Source organism: Pseudomonas nitroreducens, assembly GCF_014204515.1.
Lineage (GTDB): Bacteria > Pseudomonadota > Gammaproteobacteria > Pseudomonadales > Pseudomonadaceae > Pseudomonas > Pseudomonas nitritireducens_A.
Genome location: NZ_JACHLI010000008.1, coordinates 98,986 through 120,954 on the forward strand (window position 1 = coordinate 98,986; position 21,969 = coordinate 120,954).

Here is a 21,969-nt window from a genome sequence, read left to right on the forward strand (position 1 = left end):
TCAGACCAGCCCTGCGCGCAGGTTCAGCAGCATCCGCTCGCCCTGGCCGAGGATCAGCCCGCCGGCGCGATAGCCGGCGGCGCCGATGCACAGGAATCGCTCAGCTTCGCCCGGCTCGACCTGCTCCACCGCGCGACTGCCGGGGTGCCAGATGACGCTGCCGGCGCTGGTGTTCTTGTCGATGCGCAGGCGGCGCTGCCAGCCAGCATCCTCCAGCACAAGGGAACCGGTGTTGTAGAGCACCTGCTTGACCGCGCCGCGGGGCGCCCAGGTGTTGGGCAGGCTGCTGGCCTTGCCGTCCAGTTCCATGCCGTGGACCACCGAGCGCCGCAGCGAGCCCACGCGCCAGTATGGCTGCAGGGCGAAGCTGAACAGGCAGTCGCTGTCATCCTCGTGGTAGCTGGAAAGTTCGATGTCCAGCTCCTGGCCCAGCCGCGCTTCCAGGCGCACGTGCCAGTCCTCGATATCCAGCTGCCAGCTGATCACGGCTTTCTGGTCGTCCGCCCAGGCGTCGAGCATCCGCCATTCGCGCTGGCGCGCCCAGCCGTGCTGGGGCCAGTCGGCCTCGGTGGGATGGCTGCCGAACCACGGCCAGCAGACCGGGATACCGCCGCGGATCGGCGCTGTGCTCAGGCTCGGCCACTGGCTGGAACACCACAGCAGCGGACGCGCGCCGCGCGGCTGGAAGTGCAGCAGTTGCGCGCCCTGGCGGCTGAACACCGCCTGGCATTGCGGATGATCGATGAGCAGCAGGTCGCGACGCTGGAAGCGCACCCAGTCGAAGGGCCGCTTGGCCCGCATGGAATGAAAAAAGCGCTGCAGCGGATGCTCGAGCATTATCCGGATGTCCTGATCCAATCCCTGCCCGGACATTCCGGGGCGTGAAAATCTCTGTAGTTTCACTACATCTTACAGAAAAGGCCGCGATTCTAACCGCAAAGCCTAGCCACGCGTAGCGCCTGCGCCAATGAAAACGGACTCCCCACCCGCTTGGGGCTCCTGCTTCTGTAGGAGCGAGCTTGCTCGCGAACAATCCACGGCTGTGGCGTCAGGCGCTTCGCGAGCAAGCTCGCTCCTACAAAAAGCTGCCGAAGGACCACCCAACACACCGCCCGGAGCAGCACCGTAGGGCGCATAGCCTGGAACAGGTTATCCGCCGGGGCCCTAGCGGCGGTTAACGCTGGCGCGTTATGCACCCTACGAAAGCCGGCGCCTGCCGGCGGCAGGCCGAACCTACCAGAAGCCGTCCACTCGATTCGAGCACGCTCCACGTTGGAATCGAAAAAAGGCCCGTCGCAAGGACGGGCCAGGTTCGCACCACGGAGCAATCAGAAGCTGGACTGGATCTTCAGGCCGGCCACCACGGCGTTGTTGACCTCGTCCACGCCGCCCGGATGGCGGATGTACTGCAGGTTCGGGCGCACGGTGAGCCAATTGGTCACATGCACACCGTAGTACAGCTCGGCGTTGTACTCGGTGTCCTGGATGGGCTGGAACAGCGGGTTGTCGTAGTCGTCGATGCCGTTGACCTGGTTCACCAGGCGCTGGCGGTCCTGCACGTCGTCGTTGACGTGGATGCGCGCTACGCCGAAGCCGATGTCGTCCTTGGGCCGCGCATCGAACGGGCCTTTGTAGACCACACCGAGCTGCTGGTAGTTGTCGACGGTATTGGTGGCCTTGTCGTGCACGGTGAAGTTGGCGAACAGGCTCAGGCCGCGCGAGGCATCGCCGTTGTGCGCGGTGACCTGCTGTTGCGCCACCACCCACCAGCCGTGCTTGCCGTTGTGGGTCTTGGGCGCTTCGCCGGTGAGCGCCTGCGGGTTGCCGTTGACGTCGTAGTACACGTCGTCGGCCTCGGCGGTGCTGTAGTAGTAGCCCAGGCGGTATTCGCCAGGCAGTTGCTGGGCGCCAACCTTGGGCATCCACACCAGCTCCACCGGCAGGATGGTGCCCTTGGTGCCGCTGCCGTTGAGCTTGAAGCCGTTGCCGGTCTCCAGGTTCGACGGGTTCTGGTTGTAGGCGCCGACCTGGGCGTACCACTCATCGTTGAAGTTCCACTTCACACGGGCCGCCCACTGGCTGACCGGCCAGTTGTACCAGATGCCGCCGACCCAGTTGCCCACCTGCGAGCCGCAGAAGGCGAGGTTCTGGAAATCGCAGGGGAAGCTGTTGAAGTCCTCGCCCTCGCCGAAGCGGCCGACCTTCACGTCCAGCGCGCCGTCGAAGTACTGCTGCTTGATCCACATCTGCGTCAGGCGCCAGGTCTGGCCACGACCCCAGACTTCCTGCACGGAGCTGAACTGGCCGGCGCGCGGGTCGCTGATGCGGTCGTTGGAGAGGTTGCGGCCGCTGCGCTCGGTGACCGTCAGCTGGAACTCGGTGGCATCCCAGCCGAGGATCTTCTGCAGGTCCAGGTGGGTGCCCAGGGCGAACTGGTCGGAGTAGCGCGCGGTGGTGTGCTGGTCATAGCCGCCACCCAGGTTGCTGGCGACCTCGCCGACGTAGTCGAGCTTGAAGTCGTAGCCCTTCTCCAGCAGCTCGGTGCGCTTGCCGCCCCAGTCGCCCAGGCCCCATTTGGAGTCGGATGAGAAAGCGTCGGCGGCATGGGCGACGTTGCCCACACAACCCAGCGCGAGCAGGCAGCCCAGGGTTCGTGCAGCGGGCCGGTTGTTGTTCTTGTGCATCTCCAGCGTCCTCGTTGTCTTGGTTTCCAGCGTAGTTTCAGGCAGTGAATTTCAGGGCAGTGGTCGTACAGCTCAGGAATGTTTCTGGCGCGCCAGCGGCGTCACCTTGTTCGCACCGTCGCCGCGCGGTTCGGCACGCAGGCGTTCGCCGCTCTGCGCATCGAACAGCAAGGCGCGGGCAGGATCGAAGCGCAGCTGCAGGGAGGAGCCCGGCTGTGGCGTCTGGTCCGGCGCGAGACGGCAGCAGACCTTGGCGCCGTTGAGCGTGACGAAGGCCAGGGTGTCCGGGCCGGTAGGCTCGACCACCTCGACCTCGGCGCGCAGGTCATTCGGACCGTTGGCGCCATCAGTGGCCAGCTGCACCTGTTCCGGGCGCACGCCGAGGATCAGCTCGCGCCCCTCGACCAACCCGGCCTCCAGTTGCAGCGGCAGCTCGCAGCGGTCCTGGCCGCTGTCCAGCAGACCGACCAGCCGGCCGCCCTGCTGCTGCACCTTGAGCGGAATGAAGTTCATCGGCGGCGAGCCGATGAAGCTGGCAACGAACAGGTTCGCCGGGTCGTTGTAGATCTGCTGCGGGGTGCCGAACTGCTGGACGATGCCGTCCTTCATTACCGCCACCTTGTCACCCAGGGTCATGGCCTCGATCTGGTCATGGGTCACGTATACCGTGGTGGTCTTCAGGCGCTGGTGCATCAGCTTGATCTCGGTGCGCATCTCCACGCGCAGCTTGGCGTCGAGGTTCGACAGCGGTTCGTCGAACAGGTAGATCTTCGGCCGCCGCGCCAGCGCCCGGCCCATGGCCACGCGTTGCTGCTGGCCGCCGGAAAGCTGCGAGGGCTTGCGTTCGAGCAGGTGCTCGATCTGCAGCAGCTTGGCCACGCGGGCCACCTCGGCGTCGATCTCGGTTTTCGGCAGCTTGCGGATCTTCAGGCCGAAGGCGATGTTCTCGCGCACGCTCATGGTCGGGTACAGCGCATAGGACTGGAACACCATGGCGATGTCACGATCCTTCGGGCTCATGCCACTGATGTCCTGGCCGTCCACCAGAATGGCGCCGCCGGTGAGGTTCTCCAGGCCGGCGATGCAGTTCATCAGGGTGGATTTGCCGCAGCCGGAGGGGCCGACCAGGATCAGGAACTCGCCCGAGTTAATCGACAGGTTGATCGACTTCAGGGTATCCGCCAGGCCGGCGCCGTAGGACTTGTGCAGGTTGTGCAGTTCAAGGGTGGACATCGGTGCTTACCTCAACCTTTGACGGCGCCGGCGGTGAGGCCGCGCACGAAGTACTTGCCGGCCAGTACGTAGACCACCAGCGTGGGCAGCGCCGCGATCATCGCGGCCGCCATGTCGACGTTGTATTCCTTCACGCCCGTGCTGATGTTCACCAGGTTGTTCAGAGCCACCGTGATGGGTTGGGCGTCGCCGCTGGCAAACACCACCCCGAACAGGAAATCATTCCAGATCTGGGTGAATTGCCAGATCAGGCAGACCATCACGATGGGGGTGGACATGGGCATCAGAATGCGTAGGAAAATGGTGAAGAACCCCGCACCGTCCAGGCGCGCGGCCTTCACCAGGGCGTCGGGGATCGCCACGAAGTAGTTACGGAAGAACAGCGTGGTGAAGGCCAGGCCGTAGATGCAGTGCACCATCACCAGGCCGGTGGTGGTGTTGGCCAGGCCGAGCTTGCCGAGGGTGAAGGACATCGGCAGGAGGATCACCTGGAACGGCAGGAAGCAGCCGAACAGCAGCGCGCCGAAGAACAGCTGCGAGCCGCGGAAGCGCCACATCGACAGCACGTAGCCGTTCATGGCGCCGATGAAGGTGGAGATCAGCACACCCGGCACGGTGATCTTCACCGAGTTCCAGAAGTAGTCGCCCACCGCGCCCCAGGCCTTCACCCAGCCGATCGCAGTGAACACCTCCGGCAGCGCCAGCAGGTTGCTGCTCCTGATGTCCTCGGGCGACTTGAAGCTGGTCAGCAGCATCACCAGCAGCGGGATCACGTACAGCGCCACTGCGCCCCAGAGGGTTGCGTGGACTGCCAGTCGGCTCAGGCTGAAGCGCGGATTCAGGGTCGACTCATGCATGGCGCTTGCCCCGCAGTTCGGAGTACAGGTACGGCACGACGATGGCCAGCACGGCGCCCAGCATCAGCATTGCGCTGGCCGCGCCCAGGCCCATCTGGCCGCGGGTGAAGGTGTGGGCGTACATGAACATTGCCGGCAGGTCGGAGGAATAGCCGGGGCCGCCGGCGGTCATCGCGGCGACCAGGTCGAAGCTCTTGATGGCGATGTGCGCGAGGATCATCAGCGCGCTGAAGAACACCGGGCGCAGGCTCGGCAGGACGATGCGCAGGTAGATGGTCGGCAGGCTCGCGCCGTCCACCTGGGCGGCGCGCACGATGGCCGGATCGACCCCGCGCAGGCCGGCGAGAAACAGCGCCATGACGAAGCCCGAGGCCTGCCACACGGCGGCGATCACCAGGCAGTAGACGACCCGCTCCGGGTCCACCAGCCAGTCGAAGCGAAAGCCCGTCCAGCCCCAGTCGCGCAGCAGCTTGTCCAGGCCCAGGCCGGGGTTGAGCAGCCATTTCCAGGCGGTGCCGGTGACGATCATCGACAGCGCCATCGGGTACAGGTACACCGTGCGGATGAAGCCTTCGCGACGGATGCGCTGGTCCAGCAGCACCGCGAGGAACACGCCGAGCAGCAGGCAGACGCCGATGAACAGGCCGCCGAACAGCAGCAGGTTTTTGCTCGCCACCCACCAGCGGTCGTTGTCCCACAGGCGCAGGTATTGGCTCAGCCCGGCCCAGCTGTAGGCCGGCATGAAGCGCGAATTGGTGAAGGACAGCAGCAGCGTCCAGCCGATGTAGCCGTACACGCAGACCAGCACCACGAGCATGCTCGGGGCCAGCACCAGCTTCGGCAACCAGGTCTGCAGGCCGTCGAGCAGCGAGGCGCGGGGACTGGCGGCGGGTGTGAAAGTCGGAGATTGGGTCGCCATCTGCTTTCTCTCAGGATGAGTGAGCCCGTCCGGGCTGCCGTGGCGGCCCGGAATCGTTCTGGGGAGTCAGGAAACCGGCTCCATCACGGAGCCGGTGAGCGCCTTACTGCGCGGCGGCCTGGATGGCGGCGCCCAGTTGCTGCGCGGCCTTCTGCGGGTCGGCGGCGGGGTCGTTGAAGAAGTTGGTGACCACGTCGAAGATCGCACCCTGCACGTAGCTGGAGGCGGCCATGCTGTGGGCCATGCTCGGCACCAGGTTGTTGCTGGCCGATGCCGCCTTGAAGTCCTTCATCGACTGCTGGGCGCAGCTGTCGAAGGGCGTCATGTCGACGTCCAGGCGCACCGGGATCGAGCCCTTGTTCAGGCTGAAATCCTTCTGGAAGGCCGGGTCGAGCACCGCGCGTGCCAGGTCTTCCTGGGCCTTGCGGTTCTCGGCGTTGCTCAGCTTGAACATCACCAGGGAGTCGATGTTGTAGTCGAAGGCCTGCTGCGTGCCGGGGAACGGCAGGCACTGGTAGTCCTTGCCCGCCACCTTGCCGGCGGCGGTGAACTCGCTCTTGGCCCAGTCGCCCATGATCTGCATGCCGGCCTTGCCGTTGATCACCATGCCGGTGGCGACGTTCCACTCGCGGCCGGCGGCATCGGCGTCGACGTAGCTGTGCAGCTTCTTCAGCGCGGCGAACACGTCGGCCATCGGCGCGCCGGTGAGGGTTGCCTTGTCCAGTTCGACGAAGGCCTTGCGATAGCCTTCCGGGCCCATCTTGCTGAGTACCAGATTCTCGAACAGGGTGCCGTCCTGCCAGGGCTGGCTGCCATGGGCCAGCGGCGTGAAGCCGGCGGCCTTGAGCTTGTCGGCGGCAGCGAAGAGCTCGTCGAGGGTGGTCGGCGGAGTAGCGCCGGCCTTCTTGAAGACTTCCGGGTTGATGTACAGCCAGTTCACCCGGTGCACGTTGACCGGCACGGCCACGTAGTCGCCCTTGTACTTCATGATCTGCGCCACCTGCGGTGGCAGCAGCTGGTCCCACTTGCCCTCGGCGGCGACGTCGTTGAGGTCGGCGAGCAGGCCCAGTTCGCCCCACTCCTGGATGTCCGGCCCCTTGATCTGTGCGGCGGCCGGCGGGTTGCCGGAGACGGCGCGGGTCTTCAGCACGGTCATGGCCGCTTCACCACCGCCGCCGGCGACGGCGAAGTCCTTCCAGGTGTGGCCCTTGGCTTCGACGAGCTTCTTCAGGGTTTCGGCGGCGCGCTTCTCGCCGGGGGAGGTCCACCAGTGCAACACTTCGACTTCACCGGCGTGAGCGAGCATTGGGGAGAGACAGAAGGAGGACAGACAGATGGCGGCCGACAGGCGACGGATCGCATTCATGGGGAGCACCTTGTTCTTGTTATTGGAGGCAAGTCTGCGCTTGCGATGGTCCGAGTCTATCCAAGGCATTCTGCTTTCCGGGTAACGAAGGGATGGTTGATTGTCACGAGGTGGTGACATTGGGAGTCCTCTGATGGGGGTGGCGCTCAGCAAGATTCAGGGATGAAAAATGCCTAGGGATAATCCCTGGGCTCTGTGCCTTGGCCCACCACCCTCTCCCCCGCCCTCTCCCTGAAGGGAGAGGGAGCCGATCGGCATGAAGCGAAACTGCAGTTTCAGCCGGCCTCCTCTCTGATTTCTAAACGCTGCAACAGCATCAGGAGCACTGCGCACCTGGCACGGCAGAGGACAGCCCCCTCTCCCTTCAGGGAGAGGGTTGGGGAGAGGGAAAGGAGCCCGAGTCGAGCACCAAGCGTATCGCCTCCAGCACCGAATCCATCCTCGACAACACATCATGATTCCAGAAGCGCAGCACCGTGAAACCCCTGTTCTTGAGCCATGCATCCCGTTCCAGATCGGTACTCGAATCCAGATGCTGCCCACCATCCAGTTCGATGATCAACATCCGTTCGTGGCAGATGAAATCGATGATGTAAGGCCAGATGATCTTCTGCCGACGGAACTTGAGACCGAGAAAGCGGTGGGCGCGCAGATGGTGCCAGAGAGCGCGTTCGGCTTCGGTCTGGTCGGTGCGCAGTTGTTTCGAGAATGGGGTGAGGTGGGAGGTCATCGGCGTGGCTCCAGCGGGAGTGATGCTGGAGGCTAGTGCCTTGGCCCACCGCCCTCTCCCCAGCCCTGGCTGCGCGCCCCGCTCCGAAGGGAGAGGGAGCTTTCCGAGCTGTCTGTACGCCTTTGCGTCCACTCACACCAAGGCGTCATGCGGACTCCTTGATAACCTCTCGCTCCGATCCAGTCCCCGCTCCCTTCAGGGAGAGGGCTAGGGAGAGGGAAAAGGCATCCGCAAACGCCGAAACAACGGCAGAAACGACTGCCCTACTCCACCTCCAACCGCGGCAACCTCAACGTCACCCGTAACCCACCCTCACGGCGGTTCTGCAAAGTGACTTCCCCGCCATGGGTGTGCGCGATATTGCGCGCGATGCCCAGGCCGAGGCCGTACCCCTGGCCACGCTCAGACAACCTGAAGCGCGGCTCGAAGACCTTCTCCAGGCGCTGCTCCGGCACACCGGGCCCCTGGTCGTCGACATGCAGGACCACTGCGTCCGGGTCGTCCTCGATGCTCAGCTGGGCGCGGCCGCCGTATTTCAGGGCGTTGTCCAGCAGATTGCCGATGCAGCGCTTGAGCGCCAGGGGCTTGCCCGGATAGGGCTCGCTGGCGGCGCCGAGGACTTCGACGCGGCCGTCGGCAATGTAGGGACCGGCGACGTATTGCAGCAGCTGGTTGAGGTCCACCGGTTCGACGTTCTCGTGGATGTCGGTGTCCTTCACGCATTGCAGCGCGCCCTTCACCAGCAGCTCCAGTTCGTCGAGGTCGTGGCTGAACTTGTCGCGGGCCTGCTCGTCCTCCAGCAACTCCACGCGCAGGCGCAGGCGGGTGATCGGCGTGCGCAGGTCGTGGGAGATGCCGCTGAACAGCTGGGCGCGTTCATTGACGTAGCGGTCGATGCGCTCGCGCATGGTGTTGAAGGCGCGGGACACTTCCACCAGCTCGCTCGCCCCGCTCTCCTCCAGCGGCTGGTCCTGGCCGCCCAGGGCGATGTCGCGGGCGGCGCGAGCCAGGCGCTTGAGCGGGCGGCTCTGCCAGTGCACCAGCAGGCCGGTGAACAGCAACAGCAGGAGGCTGGTGAAGGCGATGGAGATGATCTGCTGCGGCGGCAGGCCTTCCGGCTCCAGGGTCACGTAGGGCGCGGGCATCAGGCTGGCGATGTACAGCCATTCGCTATCGCCGATGCGGATCTGCGTGACCAGCACCGGCGGGTTCACCGGCTCCAGGGTCAGCGCGTAATGCGCCCAGGAGCGCGGCAACTCCTCCAGCTTCAGTTCGCCGTTGAACAACCGCAGGTCATCGGGGCTGACGAACTCCACCTGCAGTTCGACGTCCTTGCCCAGCTTCTGGTGCAGCACGTCCTGCACGATGTCGATCACCGCCTGTTTGTTCGTCGTGTCCGGCAGCGCGCGCAGGTTCAGCGGGCGTTCGTTGAGCGAGACGAAGAAGCGCGTGCCGCCCATGCTGCGCAACTGGTCGAGCACCAGCGGGCGGTAACCTATGGGCAGCGAGCGGAAGTAGCTGACGCTGGCGGCCATGGAGTACGCCAGGCTGCGTGAACTGGTGAGCAGGCCGTCGCGCTGGCTGCTGCGCAGGTGGGAAATCCAGAACAGGCTCGACAGGCCCTGGGCGATCAGCACTGCCAGCAGGGTGAGCAGCAGCATGCGGCCGAGCAGCGAGCGCGGCACCAGGCTGCGGCGGCGGCGTTCACTCATGGCCGGCAAGGTGCGGGCGAACCTGGGCGGCCAGCAGGTAGCCGCTGCCGCGCACGGTCTGGATCAGCCGCGCCGGTTTCTCGGTGTCGCGCAGACGCTGGCGCAGGCGCGACACGGCCATGTCGACGATGCGCTCCAGCGGCATCACCTCACGGCCACGGGTGGCGCTGGCGATGGTGTCGCGGTCGAGTATCTGCCGGGGGTTGTCGAGGAACAGCTTGAGCAGGGCGAAGTCGGCGCCGCTGAGGAAATGTTCCTCGCCGTCCTCGTGGAACAGCCGGTGGCTGATGGTATCCAGCCGCCAGTCGTCGAAGGCGATGACCTCGCCGCCGCGCACCTGGGTGAACTGCGCGCGGCGCAGCAGCGCCTTGATCCGCGCCAGCAGCTCGCGGGGACTGAAGGGTTTGCCGAGGTAGTCGTCGGCGCCTAGCTCCAGGCCCACCACGCGGTCGGCCTCGTCGGAGCTGGCGGTGAGCATGATCACCGGCATGCAGGCATGGCGCTGGTGCGAGCGAATCCAGCGACACAGGCTGAAGCCGTCCTCGTCGGGCAGCATCACATCGAGGATTGCCAGGGCGGATTCCTCGTCGCACAGCGCACGACGGAAGTCCGCACCATTGGCGACGGCGCGCACCTGGAAACCGGCGCGGCTGAGGTAGGTTTCCAGCAGCTCGCGGATTTCCTGGTCGTCGTCCACCAGCAGGATGGATCGGGCAGGCTGGTTCACTTCGTGCGTCCTTTCTTGTTGTTTTTCTGATCGATGAAACGTTGACTCAGCCTTCGTTGCGCAGCGCCTGTTCCAGGGCCACGCCGGCGCCGAACAGGCCGGGATGCTCGGCGGTCATGACCCACACCGGCACCGGGTCGAGGTACGGCCCGCTGGTTTTGCCGCGGCTGCGGAACGCCTCGGCAAAACCGCTGCGCTGGAAGCGTTCGAGGAAGCGCGGAACGATGCCGCCGGTGATGTACACGCCCCCCAGCGCGCCGACCGTCAGCACGGCGTTGCCGGCGACCCGCGCCAGCCAGAGGAAGAAATGCTCCAGCACCGCATCGGCGTAGGCGTCGCCAGCCATGGCGCGCTCGCCGATCTCGGCTGCGGTGGCGCATTGCGGCTCCACGCCGTCCAGCTGGCAGCTCATGCGGTAGAGGTTTTCCAGGCCGCTGCCGGACAGTACGCGCTCGGCCGAAACGTGGCCGTACTTCTCGCGCAGCAGTTGCCAGAGGGCGAAGTCGCGCTCGGAGGTCACCGGCAGGTCGACATGGCCGCCTTCGCAGGGCAGCACTTCCCAACCGCCGGCCGGCAGCGGCATCAGGCTGCCGACGCCCAGGCCGGTACCGGGGCCGATGATCAGCCGGGCGCGGCCTTCCAGCGCCTTGCCCGGGCGCACCTGCACCAGGTGTTCTTCCGACAGCCGTGAGGCCGCCCAGGCCATGGTGCTGAAGTCGTTGACCAGCAGCAGGTGGCTCAGGCCCAGTTCGGCGCGGAAGGCGTCACGCTTGATCACCCAATGGTTGTTGGTGAACTTGAAGTCGCCGGCACCGACGGGGCCGGCGCAGGCCAGGCAGACGTTATCCACCGCCGACAGCGGCTGGCCGACGCGCTGCAGGTAGTCGCGCACGGCGTCTTCCGGGCGCGGGTAATCGGCGCAGGCCAGGACCTGGATGGATTCGAGGACTTCACCACGCCACAGGGCGAAGCGGGCGTTGGTGCCACCGATGTCGCCCACCAGGGCGAAACCGTTGGAGAAGGGCTGAGCGTTGTTGGAGTTCATTGCGGGCTCGGGCCTGGAAGATGGGTGAAAGGGTGCGGCGCGGGATCATGCCAGCATAGGACAGCGGCGGAAACGCCCCGTGCGACGGACAGGCAGTCCGTCACACCAGGACGCCGGACGATCAGCTCGGACCGTTGAGCTCAGCGGTGAAGCTGCAGGCGCCCTGCTCCGCCGGGCTGAAGGCATTGCGCATGAAGGCGAACAGCTCGCGGCCCATGCCCTGGTTATCGATCACCGGGGTGTCCACCAGCGGACGGGCATCCCATTCAACCGCGTCCACCAGCACGCGCAGCTCGCCGGTGGTGCCATCGACCCGCACCACGTCGCCATCGCGCAGCTTGGCCAGCGGCCCGCCATTGAGTGCTTCCGGGGAGATGTGGATGGCCGCCGGCACCTTGCCGGAAGCCCCGGACATGCGCCCGTCGGTGACCAGCGCCACCTTGAAGCCGCGGTCCTGCAGCACGCCGAGGAACGGCGTGAGCTTGTGCAGCTCCGGCATGCCGTTGGCGCGCGGGCCCTGGAAGCGCACCACGGCCACCAGGTCGCGCTCCAGCTCGCCGGCCTTGAAGGCGGCGGCCAGGCTCGACTGGTCATGGAAGATGCGCACCGGCGCCTCGACGATCTGGTGCTCCGTCGCCACGGCGGAGACCTTCATCACGCCGCGCCCGAGGTTGCCTTCCATCAGGCGCAGACCGCCTTCGGCCGAGAACGGCTTGTCGATGGGGCGCAGGATGTTCTCGTCCAGGCTCGCCGCCGGGCCTTCGCGCCAGACCAGCTTGCCGTCGTCGAGGAAGGGTTCGTTGATGTAGCGACGCAGGCCCTTGCCGACCACGGTCTGCACGTCTTCATGCAGCAGGCCGCCATCGAGCAGCTGACGGATCAGGAAGGACATGCCGCCCGCCGCCTGGAAGTGGTTGATGTCGGCCTGGCCGTTGGGGTAGATGCGCGCCAGGGTCGGCACGATCTCGGAGAGGTCGGCCATGTCCTGCCAGGTCAGCTGGATGCCGGCGGCCTGGGCGATGGCCAGCAGGTGCAGGGTATGGTTGGTCGAACCGCCGGTGGCGAGCAGTGCCACCACCGAGTTGACCATGGCCTTCTCGTCGACGATCTCCGCCATGGGTACGAACTGGCCGTTCTCCGGCGTCAGGCGTGCGGCCTGGCGGGCGGCTTCGCGGGTCAGTTCGTCGCGCAGCGGGGTGTTCGGGTTGACGAAGGAGGCGCCCGGCAGGTGCAGGCCCATCACTTCCACCAGCAGCTGGTTGGTGTTGGCGGTGCCATAGAAGGTGCAGGTGCCCGGCGCGTGGTAGGAGGCCATCTCCGAGGCCAGCAGCTCCTCGCGGGTGGCCTTGCCTTCGGCGAACAGCTGGCGCACTGCAGCCTTCTCCTTGTTGGAGATGCCGGTGGGCATCGGGCCGGCGGGGACGAACACCACCGGCAGGTGGCCGAAGCGCAGCGAGCCGATCAGCAGGCCGGGGACGATCTTGTCGCACACGCCCAGGCACAGCGCGGCGTCGAACATGTTGTGCGACAGCGCGATGGCGGTGCCCATGGCGATCACGTCGCGGCTGGCCAGGGACAGCTCCATCCCCGGTTCGCCCTGGGTCACGCCGTCGCACATGGCCGGCACGCCGCCGGCGAACTGGCCGACCGAGCCGATCTGCCGCAGGGCGTCCTTGATCAGCTCCGGGAAGCGCTCCAGCGGCTGGTGCGCAGAGAGCATGTCGTTGTAGGCGGAGACGATGGCGACGTTGGCCTGGTTCATCAGCCGCAGTGCCTGTTTGTCGGAATCGCCACAGGCCGCGACGCCGTGGGCGAGGTTGCCGCAGGGCAGCGTGCCGCGGTGCGGGCCCTTGGTGGCGGCTGCCTTGACCAGGTCGAGGTAGCGCTGGCGCGTGGCCGCGCTGCGGGCCTGGATGCGCTGGGTGACTTCAAGCACACGGGGGTGCATGGCAGCATTCTCCTACAGACTATCGGTTGTTGTTTTTACAACATTATCGTTGATTACTCGGTGTTTACTTTTCTTCAACGTGGAAATTTAATGGTTTTTACCACAACAAAAGAAAAGAGACGACCTCAATGACTATACGCCTGGCTATCAACGGATTTGGCCGCATCGGTCGGAACGTGCTCCGCGCGCTCTACTCGGGCCCGTATCGCCAGCACCTGCAAGTAGTGGCGATCAACGATCTGGGCGACGCGGCGATCAACGCCCACCTGCTCCAGTACGACAGCGTGCACGGGCGCTTCCACGGCCGCGTCGAGCACGACGCCGAAAGCCTCAGGGTAGAGGGCGACCGCATCGCCGTCACGGCGATCCGCAACCCGGCGGAACTGCCCTGGAAGACCCTGGGCGTGGATATCGTGCTGGAATGCACCGGCCTGTTCACCTCCCGCGACAAGGCCGCCGCGCACCTGCAGGCCGGCGCGCGCCAGGTACTGATCTCCGCGCCCGGCCAGGGCGTGGATGCCACGGTGGTGTTCGGCGTCAACGAACAGATTCTGCGCGCGGAGCACCAGATCGTCTCCAACGCCTCCTGCACCACCAACTGCCTGGCGCCGGTGGCCCAGGTGCTGCACCGCGAACTGGGCATCGAGCACGGACTGATGACCACCATCCACGCCTACACCAACGACCAGAACCTCTCCGATGTCTACCACAGCGACCCGTACCGGGCGCGCTCGGCCACCCAGTCGATGATCCCGACCAAAACCGGCGCCGCTGAAGCGGTGGGCCTGGTGCTGCCGGAGCTGGCCGGCAAGCTGACCGGGCTGGCGGTGCGGGTGCCGGTGATCAACGTGTCGCTGGTAGACCTCACCGTGCAGGTCGCCCGCGACACCAGCGCCCAGGAGGTCAACGAACTGCTGGAGCGGGCCAGCGAGACCTCGACGATCCTCGGCTTCAACCGCCAGCCGCTGGTCTCGGTGGACTTCAACCACGACCCGCGCTCGGCCATCTTCGACGCCAGTCATACGCGGGTGAATGGCCGGCTGGTGAAGGTGATGGCCTGGTACGACAACGAGTGGGGGTTTTCCAATCGGATGCTGGATACGGCACTTGCCATGGCTGCGGCACGCAGCTGAGGCCAGCGCCTCTGTAGGGCGCATAACGCGCCAGCGTTATCCGCCGAATGGGTGCGGCGGATAACCCGTTCCGGGTTATTCGCCCTACGTCCTGCATTTCCCTTCACCACCCTCTCCCCAGCCCTCTCCCTGAAGGGAGAGGGTTAGGGAGAGGGCAAACCACGGCACGGCGCCCCAGGAATGCCATTCAGCGATACAACCTTTTCCCCTGCGCCTCCAGCACCAGCAGACGCATGTCCGCCTCGGCACGGATGGCCTCCTGGCCGAGGTGATCGACGCGTTTCCACGCCTTGATTTCCTCGCGGCTGCGGCCGCAGCCCAGGCAGATGCCTTCTTCGAATTCGCAGATCTTGATGCATGGACTCTTCACGGACTTCCTCGCGGCTCAGGGATGAATGTCAGTGGGCTTGCACTGGACCTGCCCCTAAAAGATCGGACACCCGCGCGGCGCCAAGGTCCAACTCGATTTCCCCATCGGCGCCATCGAACCAGGCAATCGAAGCGCTAGAATCCGCCTTCCATGCTTTCCGACTGCGCCCATGCTCGCCCTCAAGCTCACCCTGGTTCCGCTGTTCCTGCTGCTGGTGTCCCTCTCCGGGCGCTGGTGGGGACCGACGGTTGCCGGCTGCCTCGCCGCCCTGCCCGCCATCGCCGGGCCGATCCTGTACCTGATCACCGTGGAGCACGGCCGCGAGTTCGGCGCCCAGGCCGCGTTGCTGGCGCTGGCGGCGATCTTCGCCGCGGAGGCCTTCAACTTTGCCTACGCCTGGCTGTGCCTGCGCTACGCCTGGCCGCTGGCCCTGGGCGGCGCGATGCTCGCCTGGCTGGTGGCCGCTTGGAGCCTGACGCAGTTGCCGGCCGCGCCCGTCTGGGCGCTGATGGTGGCGGCACTGGGCGCGTTGACCAGCCAGCTGTTCATGCCCCGCGCCGAGCTGCCGGCCAGCATCGCTCCGCTGGGTCGTCTCGAACTGGGCCTGCGCATGCTTGCGGGTGCGCTGCTGACCCTGGCGGTCACCGCCCTCGCCGGCTGGGCCGGGCCGAGCTGGAGCGGCCTGCTGGCGGTGTTCCCATTGCTCTCCATCGTGCTCTGCGTATCGTCGCAGCGGCTGCACGGCGCGGGCTTCGTCATCGCCCTGCTGCGCGGCATGGTCAGCGGTCGCCCGGCGTTCGCCGCCTTCTGCCTCTGGCTGGCGCTGCGCCTGCCGGACAACGACATCCTGCCGAGCTTCGCCCAAGCAGCGCTGCTGGCCGTGCTGGTGCAGAGTGCGGTACGCGGGCTGATCGGGCTCAGATCAAGAAGGGCAACCAAAGCCGCCTGAAACGCTGCTTGAAATGCAAAACGCCACGGCTGGATCAGCCGTGGCGTTTTCGTTTGCAGCGCGGGTGACGCTCAGAGCAGCGTGAAGCTCTGCTCCTTCACGTTGTCCGAATCCAGGCCGACGTAGACCTTGAACTCGCCCGGCTCCGAGGCGTAGCGCAGCTGGCTGTCGTAGAAGCGCAGGTCTTCCTCGCGGATCGGGAACTGCACCACCTTCGACTCGCCCGGCTTGAGCAGGATCTTCTCGAAGCCCTTGAGCTCCTTGACCGGACGGCTGATGGAGGCGGCGACGTCGCGCAGGTAGAGCTGCACGGTGGTCTCGCCAGCGACCTTGCCGGTGTTCTTCACGGTAACGCTGGCGGTGAGCTGGTCACCCTTCTTCAGCCTGCTGGCCGACAGCTTCACGTCCGAGACACTGAAGTCGGTGTAGCTCAGGCCATAGCCGAAGGGGTACAGCGGGCCGTTCTCCGAGTCGAAGTAGCGCGAGGTGTACTTGTTCGGGTGCTCGTGGTCGAACGGACGGCCGGTGTTCAGGTGGTTGTAGTAGATCGGCACCTGGCCCACCGAGCGCGGGAAGGTCATGGTCAGCTTGCCCGACGGGTTGTAGTCGCCGAACAGCACATCGGCGATGGCGTTGCCGCCTTCGGTACCGCTGAACCAGGTTTCCAGCACGGCGTCGGCGTTGGCACTTTCCCAGCGCAGGTCCATCGGTCGGCCGTTCATCAGCACCAGCACCAGCGGCTTGCCGGTGGCCTTGAGGGCCTTGAGCAGCTCGATCTGGCTCTGCGCGATGTGCAGATTGGTCTTGCTCGACGCTTCGTGGGCCATGCCCTGGGATTCGCCGACCACCGCCACCACCACGTCCGCCTGCTTCGCCTTCTCGACGGCTTCGTCGATCATGGCCTGCGGGCTGCGCGAGTCGACCTTGACGTCTTCGCTGTATTCGTTGAGGTATTTGACGATCTGCGGATCGTCGGTGACGTTGGCGCCCTTGGCGTAGAGCAGCGCAGCGTGGCCACGGGTGGCGGTGCCCATGCCTTCGAGCACGGTCACGGCCTGGAAGGCCTTGCCGGCGGCGGACCAGCTGCCCATGACGTCGCGCTTGCTGTCGGCCAGCGGGCCGATCAGGACGATCACGCCGTCACGCTTGAGCGGCAGCACGCCGCCTTCGTTCTTCAGCAGGACCATGCCCTTGCGCGCGATCTCACGGGCGTCGGCGCGGTGCAGACGGTCCTCGGCGTCGGTGTCCACCGGGTCCTGGCCCTGCAGGTAGCGGTACGGGTCCTGGAACAGGCCCATGTCCCACTTGGCGGCGAGCACGTCACGGCAGGCACGGTCGATCTCGTCCTGGCTGATCAGCCCAGCCTTGAGCAGCTCGGGCATGTGCTTGCCGTAGAGGTCGTCGTTCATGTTCATTTCGACGCCGGCGTTGATCGCCGCCTGGGTGGCGTCGCGCTCGGTGGCGGCCACGCCGTGCTTGATCAGCTCCAGCACCGCGCCGTGGTCGCTCAGGGTCAGGCCCTTGTAGCCCCACTGCTTGCGCAGCAAGTCCTGCAGCAGCCACTTGTTGGCAGTGGCCGGCACGCCGTTGATGCTGTTGAGCGAAACCATCACCGCGCCGGCGCCGGCGTCGATGGCCGCGCGGTACGGCGGCAGGTAGTCCTGGAACATGCGCTGCGGGCTCATGTCCACGGTGTTGTAGTCGCGGCCGCCTTCGCCGGCGCCGTACAGGGCGAAGTGCTTGACCCCGGCCATGATGGTTTCCGGCTGGTTCAGGCCCTTGCCCTGGTAACCCTTGACCACCGCGGCGGCGACCTTGCTGGTCAGCCAGGCGTCTTCGCCGAAGCCTTCGGAGACCCGGCCCCAACGCGGATCGCGGGCGATGTCGACGGTGGGCGAATAGGTCAGGTTGAGGCCATCGGCGCTGGCCTCGATGGCCGAGACGCGGGCGCTGCGCTCGATGGCGGCCAGGTCCCAGCTCGCCGCCAGGCCCAGGCCGATGGGGAATACGGTGCGGTGGCCGTGAACCACGTCATAGGCGAAGAACAGCGGAATCTTCAGCCGGCTCTTCATCGCCGCATCCTGCAGGTCGCGGATGCCCGGCCGGACCACGGTGTTGAACACCGCGCCGGTGGTGCCCTCGGCGATTTCCTTCAGCAGTACCGGCTTGGGATGATCCGGGCCGACGCTGACCAGGCGCAGCTGGCCGATCTTCTCTTCCAGCGTCATGCGCTGCATCAGGCTGTCGAGGAAGGCTTCCTTGGACTGCCCGGCCAGCGGCACGGCGGGAGCGGCGTCAGGCGCCTGGGCGGCGGAAAGCGAAGCGCTGCCAAGGCCCAGCAGGAGGCCGAGCCAGCAGATACGGCTGATTGGAGTTCTTTTCATATGGGTACTCAGCGACCTGCGCGAGGCGCCGGGCCACTGTGGATTGTTATCGAGGGTCGTCGAAGGGACGGGGATTCCGGCTGCTCCCCCGGGTGTAGCGGCCGGCGCCTTTCGAACGCGGCACATAAGGTCGTCGCGCCGGAGGCGGAAGTCAATCACCGAACGGCTGGAAAACCTCGGGCAGATGCGCCAAAGCCTGGGTTCAATGGTCGCGATTGCGCGCGTTGAACTCCATTTCCTCGAGCATGGCTTCGCGCAGGGCGCGCTCTTCGTCCCACTCTTCCTCGGCGGGCGTGGGCTCGGGGGCCGGTGGCGGCGGAACGGGCTCCGGCTGCGCTTCGACGGATTCCTCGGACTCGACCTCGGGCAGCGCATGAACGCCGCTGAAATCGGCGTCCACCCCGCTGTCCTCGTCGTCGCTCGGCGGACGGTCGATCAGGTCGTCGAAGTCGGTCTTCAGGCCCTGCTCCATCTCGTCCAGCTCGGCGAGCAGGCTGCGGAAGCTGGTTTCCTCCTTCGGCTCTTCCGGCGGCGCAGGCTCCGGCTCCTCACCAGCATCGCGCACGGCCTGGTCCGCCAGGGCCTGCAGGGACGGCGGCACGTAGTCCTCGTCGTATTCCTCGGGGCTCGGCAGGCTGGCCACCGGCGCCATGTCCTCGAGGATCGGCTGTGGCTCGGGCTCCATCAGTTTCAGCTCGGCCAGCGGCGGCAGGTCTTCCAGGCTTTTCAGGTTGAAGTAGTCGAGGAAAGTGCGGGTGGTGGCGAGCATCGCCGGGCGGCCGGGGACTTCGCGGTAGCCGACGATGCGGATCCACTCGCGCTCCATCAGCGTCTTGACGATCTGGGTGTTCACCGCGACGCCACGGATTTCCTCGATCTCGCCACGGGTGATGGGCTGGCGGTAGGCGATCAGCGCCAAGGTCTCCAGCAGCGCACGGGAGTAGCGCTGCGGACGCTCCTCCCAGAGCCGGCCGACCCAGGAGGCGAACTTCTCGCGCACCTGCAGGCGGTAGCCGGTGGCGACCTCCTTGAGCTCGAAGGCCCGCCCGGAGCAGGACAGGCTCAGCACCGCCAGCGCATCGCGGAACTGCTGCGGCTCGGGGCGCTCGGCCTCCTCGAACAGCTCGCCGAGGCGCTCCAGCGACATGGGCTTGCCGGCAGCCAGGAGGATGCCTTCGAGCAGGGTCGCCAGTTCTTGCGGGTCGGAGAGATTCATCGGGGGCTCGGGTCAGGGTGAGAGGTCGGCTGGACAGCAATCGTCGTTCAGGCGGGAAAGCTACTCAAAGCGCGGCGCCAGGGCAACGCTGGCGGCTCAGAACAGGCTCTCTTCAGGATCGGCCTCAGGATCGGCTGCGGGGGCGTCGCCAGGCTCGGCACCTTCGGGCTCATCGAAGTGGCCATCCTCGAAGGTCAGCTCGGCCGGCGCTTCTTCGCGGGGTTCGAAGACGTCCTCGTCGCCCTCTTCCAGCCCTTCTTCCGCCACTTCGCCGAAGCGCGCAGCGCCTTCCTGCACTTCCGTTCGGGCACGGACGTGGATGGGGGCAAAGGCTTCGTTCTGCACCAGTTCCACCAGCTGTTCCTTGACCAGCTCCAGCACCGCCATGAAGGTCACCACCACGCCGAGCTTGCCTTCCTCGACGCGGAACAGCGAAATGAAGGGCACGAAGCCCTCGCCCTTCAGGCGTTCGAGAATCTCGGTCATGCGCTCGCGGGTGGAGAGCATCTCGCGGGTGACCTGGTGGCTTTCGAACAGGTCGGCGCGGCGCAGCACCTCGGCCATGCACAGCATCAGCTCCTGCATGTCCACTTCCGGCAGCAGCCGCCGCGCACGCGCATCCGGCGCGGCGACGGTGGGTACCACGTAGTCGCGGCCCAGGCGCGGCAGCTCGTCGAGGTCCTCGGCGGCCTTCTTGAAGCGCTCGTATTCCTGCAGGCGGCGGATCAGCTCGGCGCGCGGGTCTTCCTCTTCTTCCTCAGCCTCCGCCGAGCGCGGCAGCAGCATGCGCGACTTGATCTCGGCGAGCATGGCGGCCATCACCAGGTACTCGGCGGCCAGCTCCAGGCGCACCGACTTCATCAGCTCGACATAGCCCATGTACTGGCGGGTGATCTCCGCCACGGGGATGTCGAGGATGTTGATGTTCTGCTTGCGGATCAGGTAGAGCAGCAGGTCCAGCGGGCCTTCGAAGGCTTCGAGGAAGACCTCCAGGGCGTCCGGCGGGATGTACAGGTCCTGCGGCATCTCCGTCAGGGCCTCGCCGTAGACGAGCGCCAGCTGCACCGGAATCTGGTATTCAGGGGCGGCGGAAGGGGCTTCCGGCTCGGTCAGGTCACTCATCGGCCACTCGTCAGGGGCTGGGGTTCGAAGGCGGCATTATCCCTGCTTTTGCCGGCGGCGGGAGGGGCTTTTGGCGGATTTGCGCGCGCTACCCCTTTACCTGCGCGTAGGAGCGGACTCCGTCCGCGATGGACCCGCATCGCGCCGGATGCCGCTCGCGGACAAAGTCCGCTCCTACAAGATCAGCCCTGGCTGCGCGCCCCGCTCCTCAAGCGGGAGAGGGGACCGTTCGGTGCAGGATGAAACCACAGTGTCAGTCGGCACAATCTGCCCCCTCTCCCTCAGGGAGAGGGTTGGGGTGAGGGCAAGCACGAGCACCAATGGTCGGACAGCGACCGTCAGCGGTACGACAACCCCATGGCATGCCGCACCTCCGCCAGCGTCTCCCGCGCCGCCTCGCGGGCGCGCTCGGCGCCTTCGGCGAGGATGCTGCGCACCAGCTCGGGGTTGTCCTCGTAGTCCAGTGCGCGCTCCTGGATCGGCGCCAGTTCCTGGAGGATCGATTCGATCAGCGGTCGCTTGCAGTCCAGGCAGCCGATCCCGGCGCTGCGGCAACCTTCCTGCACCCACTGGCGGCAGCCGTCGTCGGAGTAGATCAGGTGCCACTGCCACACCGGGCAACGCTCCGGGTCGCCCGGATCGCGGCGGTGTACGCGCGCCGGGTCGGTGGGCATGCGCGCGATCTTTTCCTCGATCTCCGCCGGGCTGTCGCGCAGGGCGATGGCGTTGTGGTGCGACTTGGACATCTTCTGCCCATCCAGCCCCGGCATCTTCGGCGCGTGGCTGATCAGCGTCTGCGGCTCGGGCAGGAGCATGCGGCTGCTGCCTTCGAGGTAGCCGAACAGCCGGTCGCGGTCGCCCAGGGTCAGGCTCTGCTGCTCCATGAGCAGCGCGCGGGCGGTTTCCAGCGCAGCGGCGTCGCCCTGCTCCTGCCAGGCACGGCGCAGGTTGCTGTAGAGCTTGCCGGTCTTCTTGCCCAGGCGGGCGATGGCGGTCTGCGCACGGTCTTCGAAGTCCACCTCGCCGCCGTACAGGTGGTTGAAGCGGCGGGCGATCTCGCGGGTGAATTCGACGTGGGCGAACTGGTCCGAGCCCACCGGCACCAGGCCGGCACGGTAGATCAGGATGTCCGCCGCCTGCAGTAACGGATAGCCGAGGAATCCGAAGGTATCGAGGTCCTTGTGGACCATTCTCTCCTGCAGTTCCTTGTAGGTCGGCACGCGCTCCAGCCAGGACAGCGGGCAGATCATCGACAGCAGCAGGTGCAGCTCGGCGTGCTCGGGGACCTGGGACTGGATGAACAGCGTCGCCGCGCTGGGGCTGACGCCCACCGCCAGCCAGTCGATGGCCATGTCACGCACGTGCTGGCGGATGCTCGCGGTCTCGTCGTACTCGGTGGTCAGGGCGTGCCAGTCGACGATGGAGAAGTAGCACTCGTACTCGTGCTGCAGTTTCACCCAGTTCTGCAGCACACCGTGGTAATGCCCCAGGTGCAGGCGCCCGGTGGGGCGCATGCCGGACAGCACACGGCGCAGGGATTCGACGCTGGTCAAGCGGTCAACCTCGCGGCTTCG

Annotated in this window: 17 protein-coding genes and 1 pseudogene; 2 read left to right on the plus strand and 16 right to left on the minus strand. The window is 66.3% G+C overall.

Going from position 1 to position 21,969, the window contains the following annotated elements; genetic code table 11:
- The 11 genes from HNP46_RS12575 to edd form a co-directional block, all read right to left on the minus strand.
- Complete coding sequence (locus tag HNP46_RS12575) at positions 1-837, minus strand: D-hexose-6-phosphate mutarotase (RefSeq protein ID WP_184589325.1); 837 nt, start codon at positions 835-837, stop codon at positions 1-3.
- A gap of 491 nt (positions 838-1,328) precedes the next feature.
- Positions 1,329-2,684, minus strand: a complete 1,356-nt coding sequence (locus HNP46_RS12580) for a carbohydrate porin (protein WP_184589327.1) — start codon at positions 2,682-2,684, stop codon at positions 1,329-1,331.
- A gap of 72 nt (positions 2,685-2,756) precedes the next feature.
- A complete protein-coding gene (locus HNP46_RS12585; protein WP_184589329.1) occupies positions 2,757-3,917 on the minus strand; it encodes an ABC transporter ATP-binding protein in 1,161 nt (386 codons plus the stop codon).
- An 11-nt stretch (positions 3,918-3,928) separates the two neighbouring features.
- Entirely contained in the window at positions 3,929-4,774 is an 846-nt protein-coding gene (locus HNP46_RS12590) for a carbohydrate ABC transporter permease (RefSeq protein WP_184589331.1), read from the minus strand.
- Positions 4,767-5,693, minus strand: coding sequence for a carbohydrate ABC transporter permease (locus HNP46_RS12595; RefSeq protein WP_184589333.1), 927 nt, complete (start codon positions 5,691-5,693; stop codon positions 4,767-4,769). Before HNP46_RS12595 ends, HNP46_RS12590 begins: the two co-directional genes overlap by 8 nt.
- Before the next feature lie 103 nt (positions 5,694-5,796).
- Positions 5,797-7,059, minus strand: coding sequence for an ABC transporter substrate-binding protein (locus HNP46_RS12600; protein ID WP_184589335.1), 1,263 nt, complete (start codon positions 7,057-7,059; stop codon positions 5,797-5,799).
- Positions 7,060-7,423: 364 nt separating this feature from the next.
- Entirely contained in the window at positions 7,424-7,789 is a 366-nt protein-coding gene (locus tag HNP46_RS12605; RefSeq protein WP_184589337.1) for an endonuclease domain-containing protein, read from the minus strand.
- 263 nt (positions 7,790-8,052) lie between these two features.
- Complete coding sequence (locus HNP46_RS12610) at positions 8,053-9,474, minus strand: ATP-binding protein (RefSeq protein WP_184589530.1); 1,422 nt, start codon at positions 9,472-9,474, stop codon at positions 8,053-8,055.
- A 19-nt stretch (positions 9,475-9,493) separates the two neighbouring features.
- On the minus strand, positions 9,494-10,228 hold the full coding sequence (locus HNP46_RS12615) for a response regulator (RefSeq protein ID WP_184589339.1): 735 nt from the start codon (positions 10,226-10,228) through the stop codon (positions 9,494-9,496).
- Between the two features lie 46 nt (positions 10,229-10,274).
- Positions 10,275-11,273 carry a glucokinase gene (locus HNP46_RS12620; protein ID WP_184589341.1) on the minus strand — a complete coding sequence of 333 codons (999 nt, stop codon included), beginning with the start codon at positions 11,271-11,273 and terminating at the stop codon, positions 10,275-10,277.
- A gap of 121 nt (positions 11,274-11,394) precedes the next feature.
- Complete coding sequence (edd, locus tag HNP46_RS12625; protein WP_184589343.1) at positions 11,395-13,221, minus strand: phosphogluconate dehydratase; 1,827 nt, start codon at positions 13,219-13,221, stop codon at positions 11,395-11,397.
- A gap of 128 nt (positions 13,222-13,349) precedes the next feature.
- Between edd and gap the strand changes: the two genes are divergently transcribed.
- Complete coding sequence (gene gap / locus HNP46_RS12630) at positions 13,350-14,354, plus strand: type I glyceraldehyde-3-phosphate dehydrogenase (RefSeq protein WP_184589346.1); 1,005 nt, start codon at positions 13,350-13,352, stop codon at positions 14,352-14,354.
- 187 nt (positions 14,355-14,541) lie between these two features.
- On the opposite strand, the gene HNP46_RS12635 is transcribed toward gap, so the two are convergent.
- Positions 14,542-14,724: a DUF1289 domain-containing protein gene (locus HNP46_RS12635; RefSeq protein ID WP_088418061.1), complete on the minus strand. Its 183-nt coding sequence runs from the start codon at positions 14,722-14,724 to the stop codon at positions 14,542-14,544.
- Positions 14,725-14,893: 169 nt separating this feature from the next.
- On the opposite strand from HNP46_RS12635, the gene HNP46_RS12640 reads away from it, so the two are divergent.
- The gene (locus HNP46_RS12640) at positions 14,894-15,673 is read left to right on the plus strand and encodes a hypothetical protein (protein WP_184589348.1); all 780 of its coding nucleotides are present in this window, start codon (positions 14,894-14,896) and stop codon (positions 15,671-15,673) included.
- A gap of 71 nt (positions 15,674-15,744) precedes the next feature.
- On the opposite strand, the gene bglX is transcribed toward HNP46_RS12640, so the two are convergent.
- The 4 genes and pseudogenes from bglX to HNP46_RS12660 form a co-directional block, all read right to left on the minus strand.
- On the minus strand, positions 15,745-18,042 hold the full coding sequence (gene bglX, locus HNP46_RS12645) for a beta-glucosidase BglX (protein WP_311771806.1): 2,298 nt from the start codon (positions 18,040-18,042) through the stop codon (positions 15,745-15,747).
- Positions 18,043-18,259: 217 nt separating this feature from the next.
- On the minus strand, positions 18,260-19,273 hold the full coding sequence (scpB, locus tag HNP46_RS12650; RefSeq protein WP_184589352.1) for an SMC-Scp complex subunit ScpB: 1,014 nt from the start codon (positions 19,271-19,273) through the stop codon (positions 18,260-18,262).
- Between the two features lie 234 nt (positions 19,274-19,507).
- Positions 19,508-20,266: pseudogene (locus HNP46_RS12655) on the minus strand (segregation and condensation protein A); the annotation flags it as partial.
- 467 nt (positions 20,267-20,733) lie between these two features.
- Positions 20,734-21,948, minus strand: a complete 1,215-nt coding sequence (locus HNP46_RS12660; RefSeq protein WP_184589354.1) for a tryptophan--tRNA ligase — start codon at positions 21,946-21,948, stop codon at positions 20,734-20,736.
- Positions 21,949-21,969 lie beyond the last annotated feature (21 nt).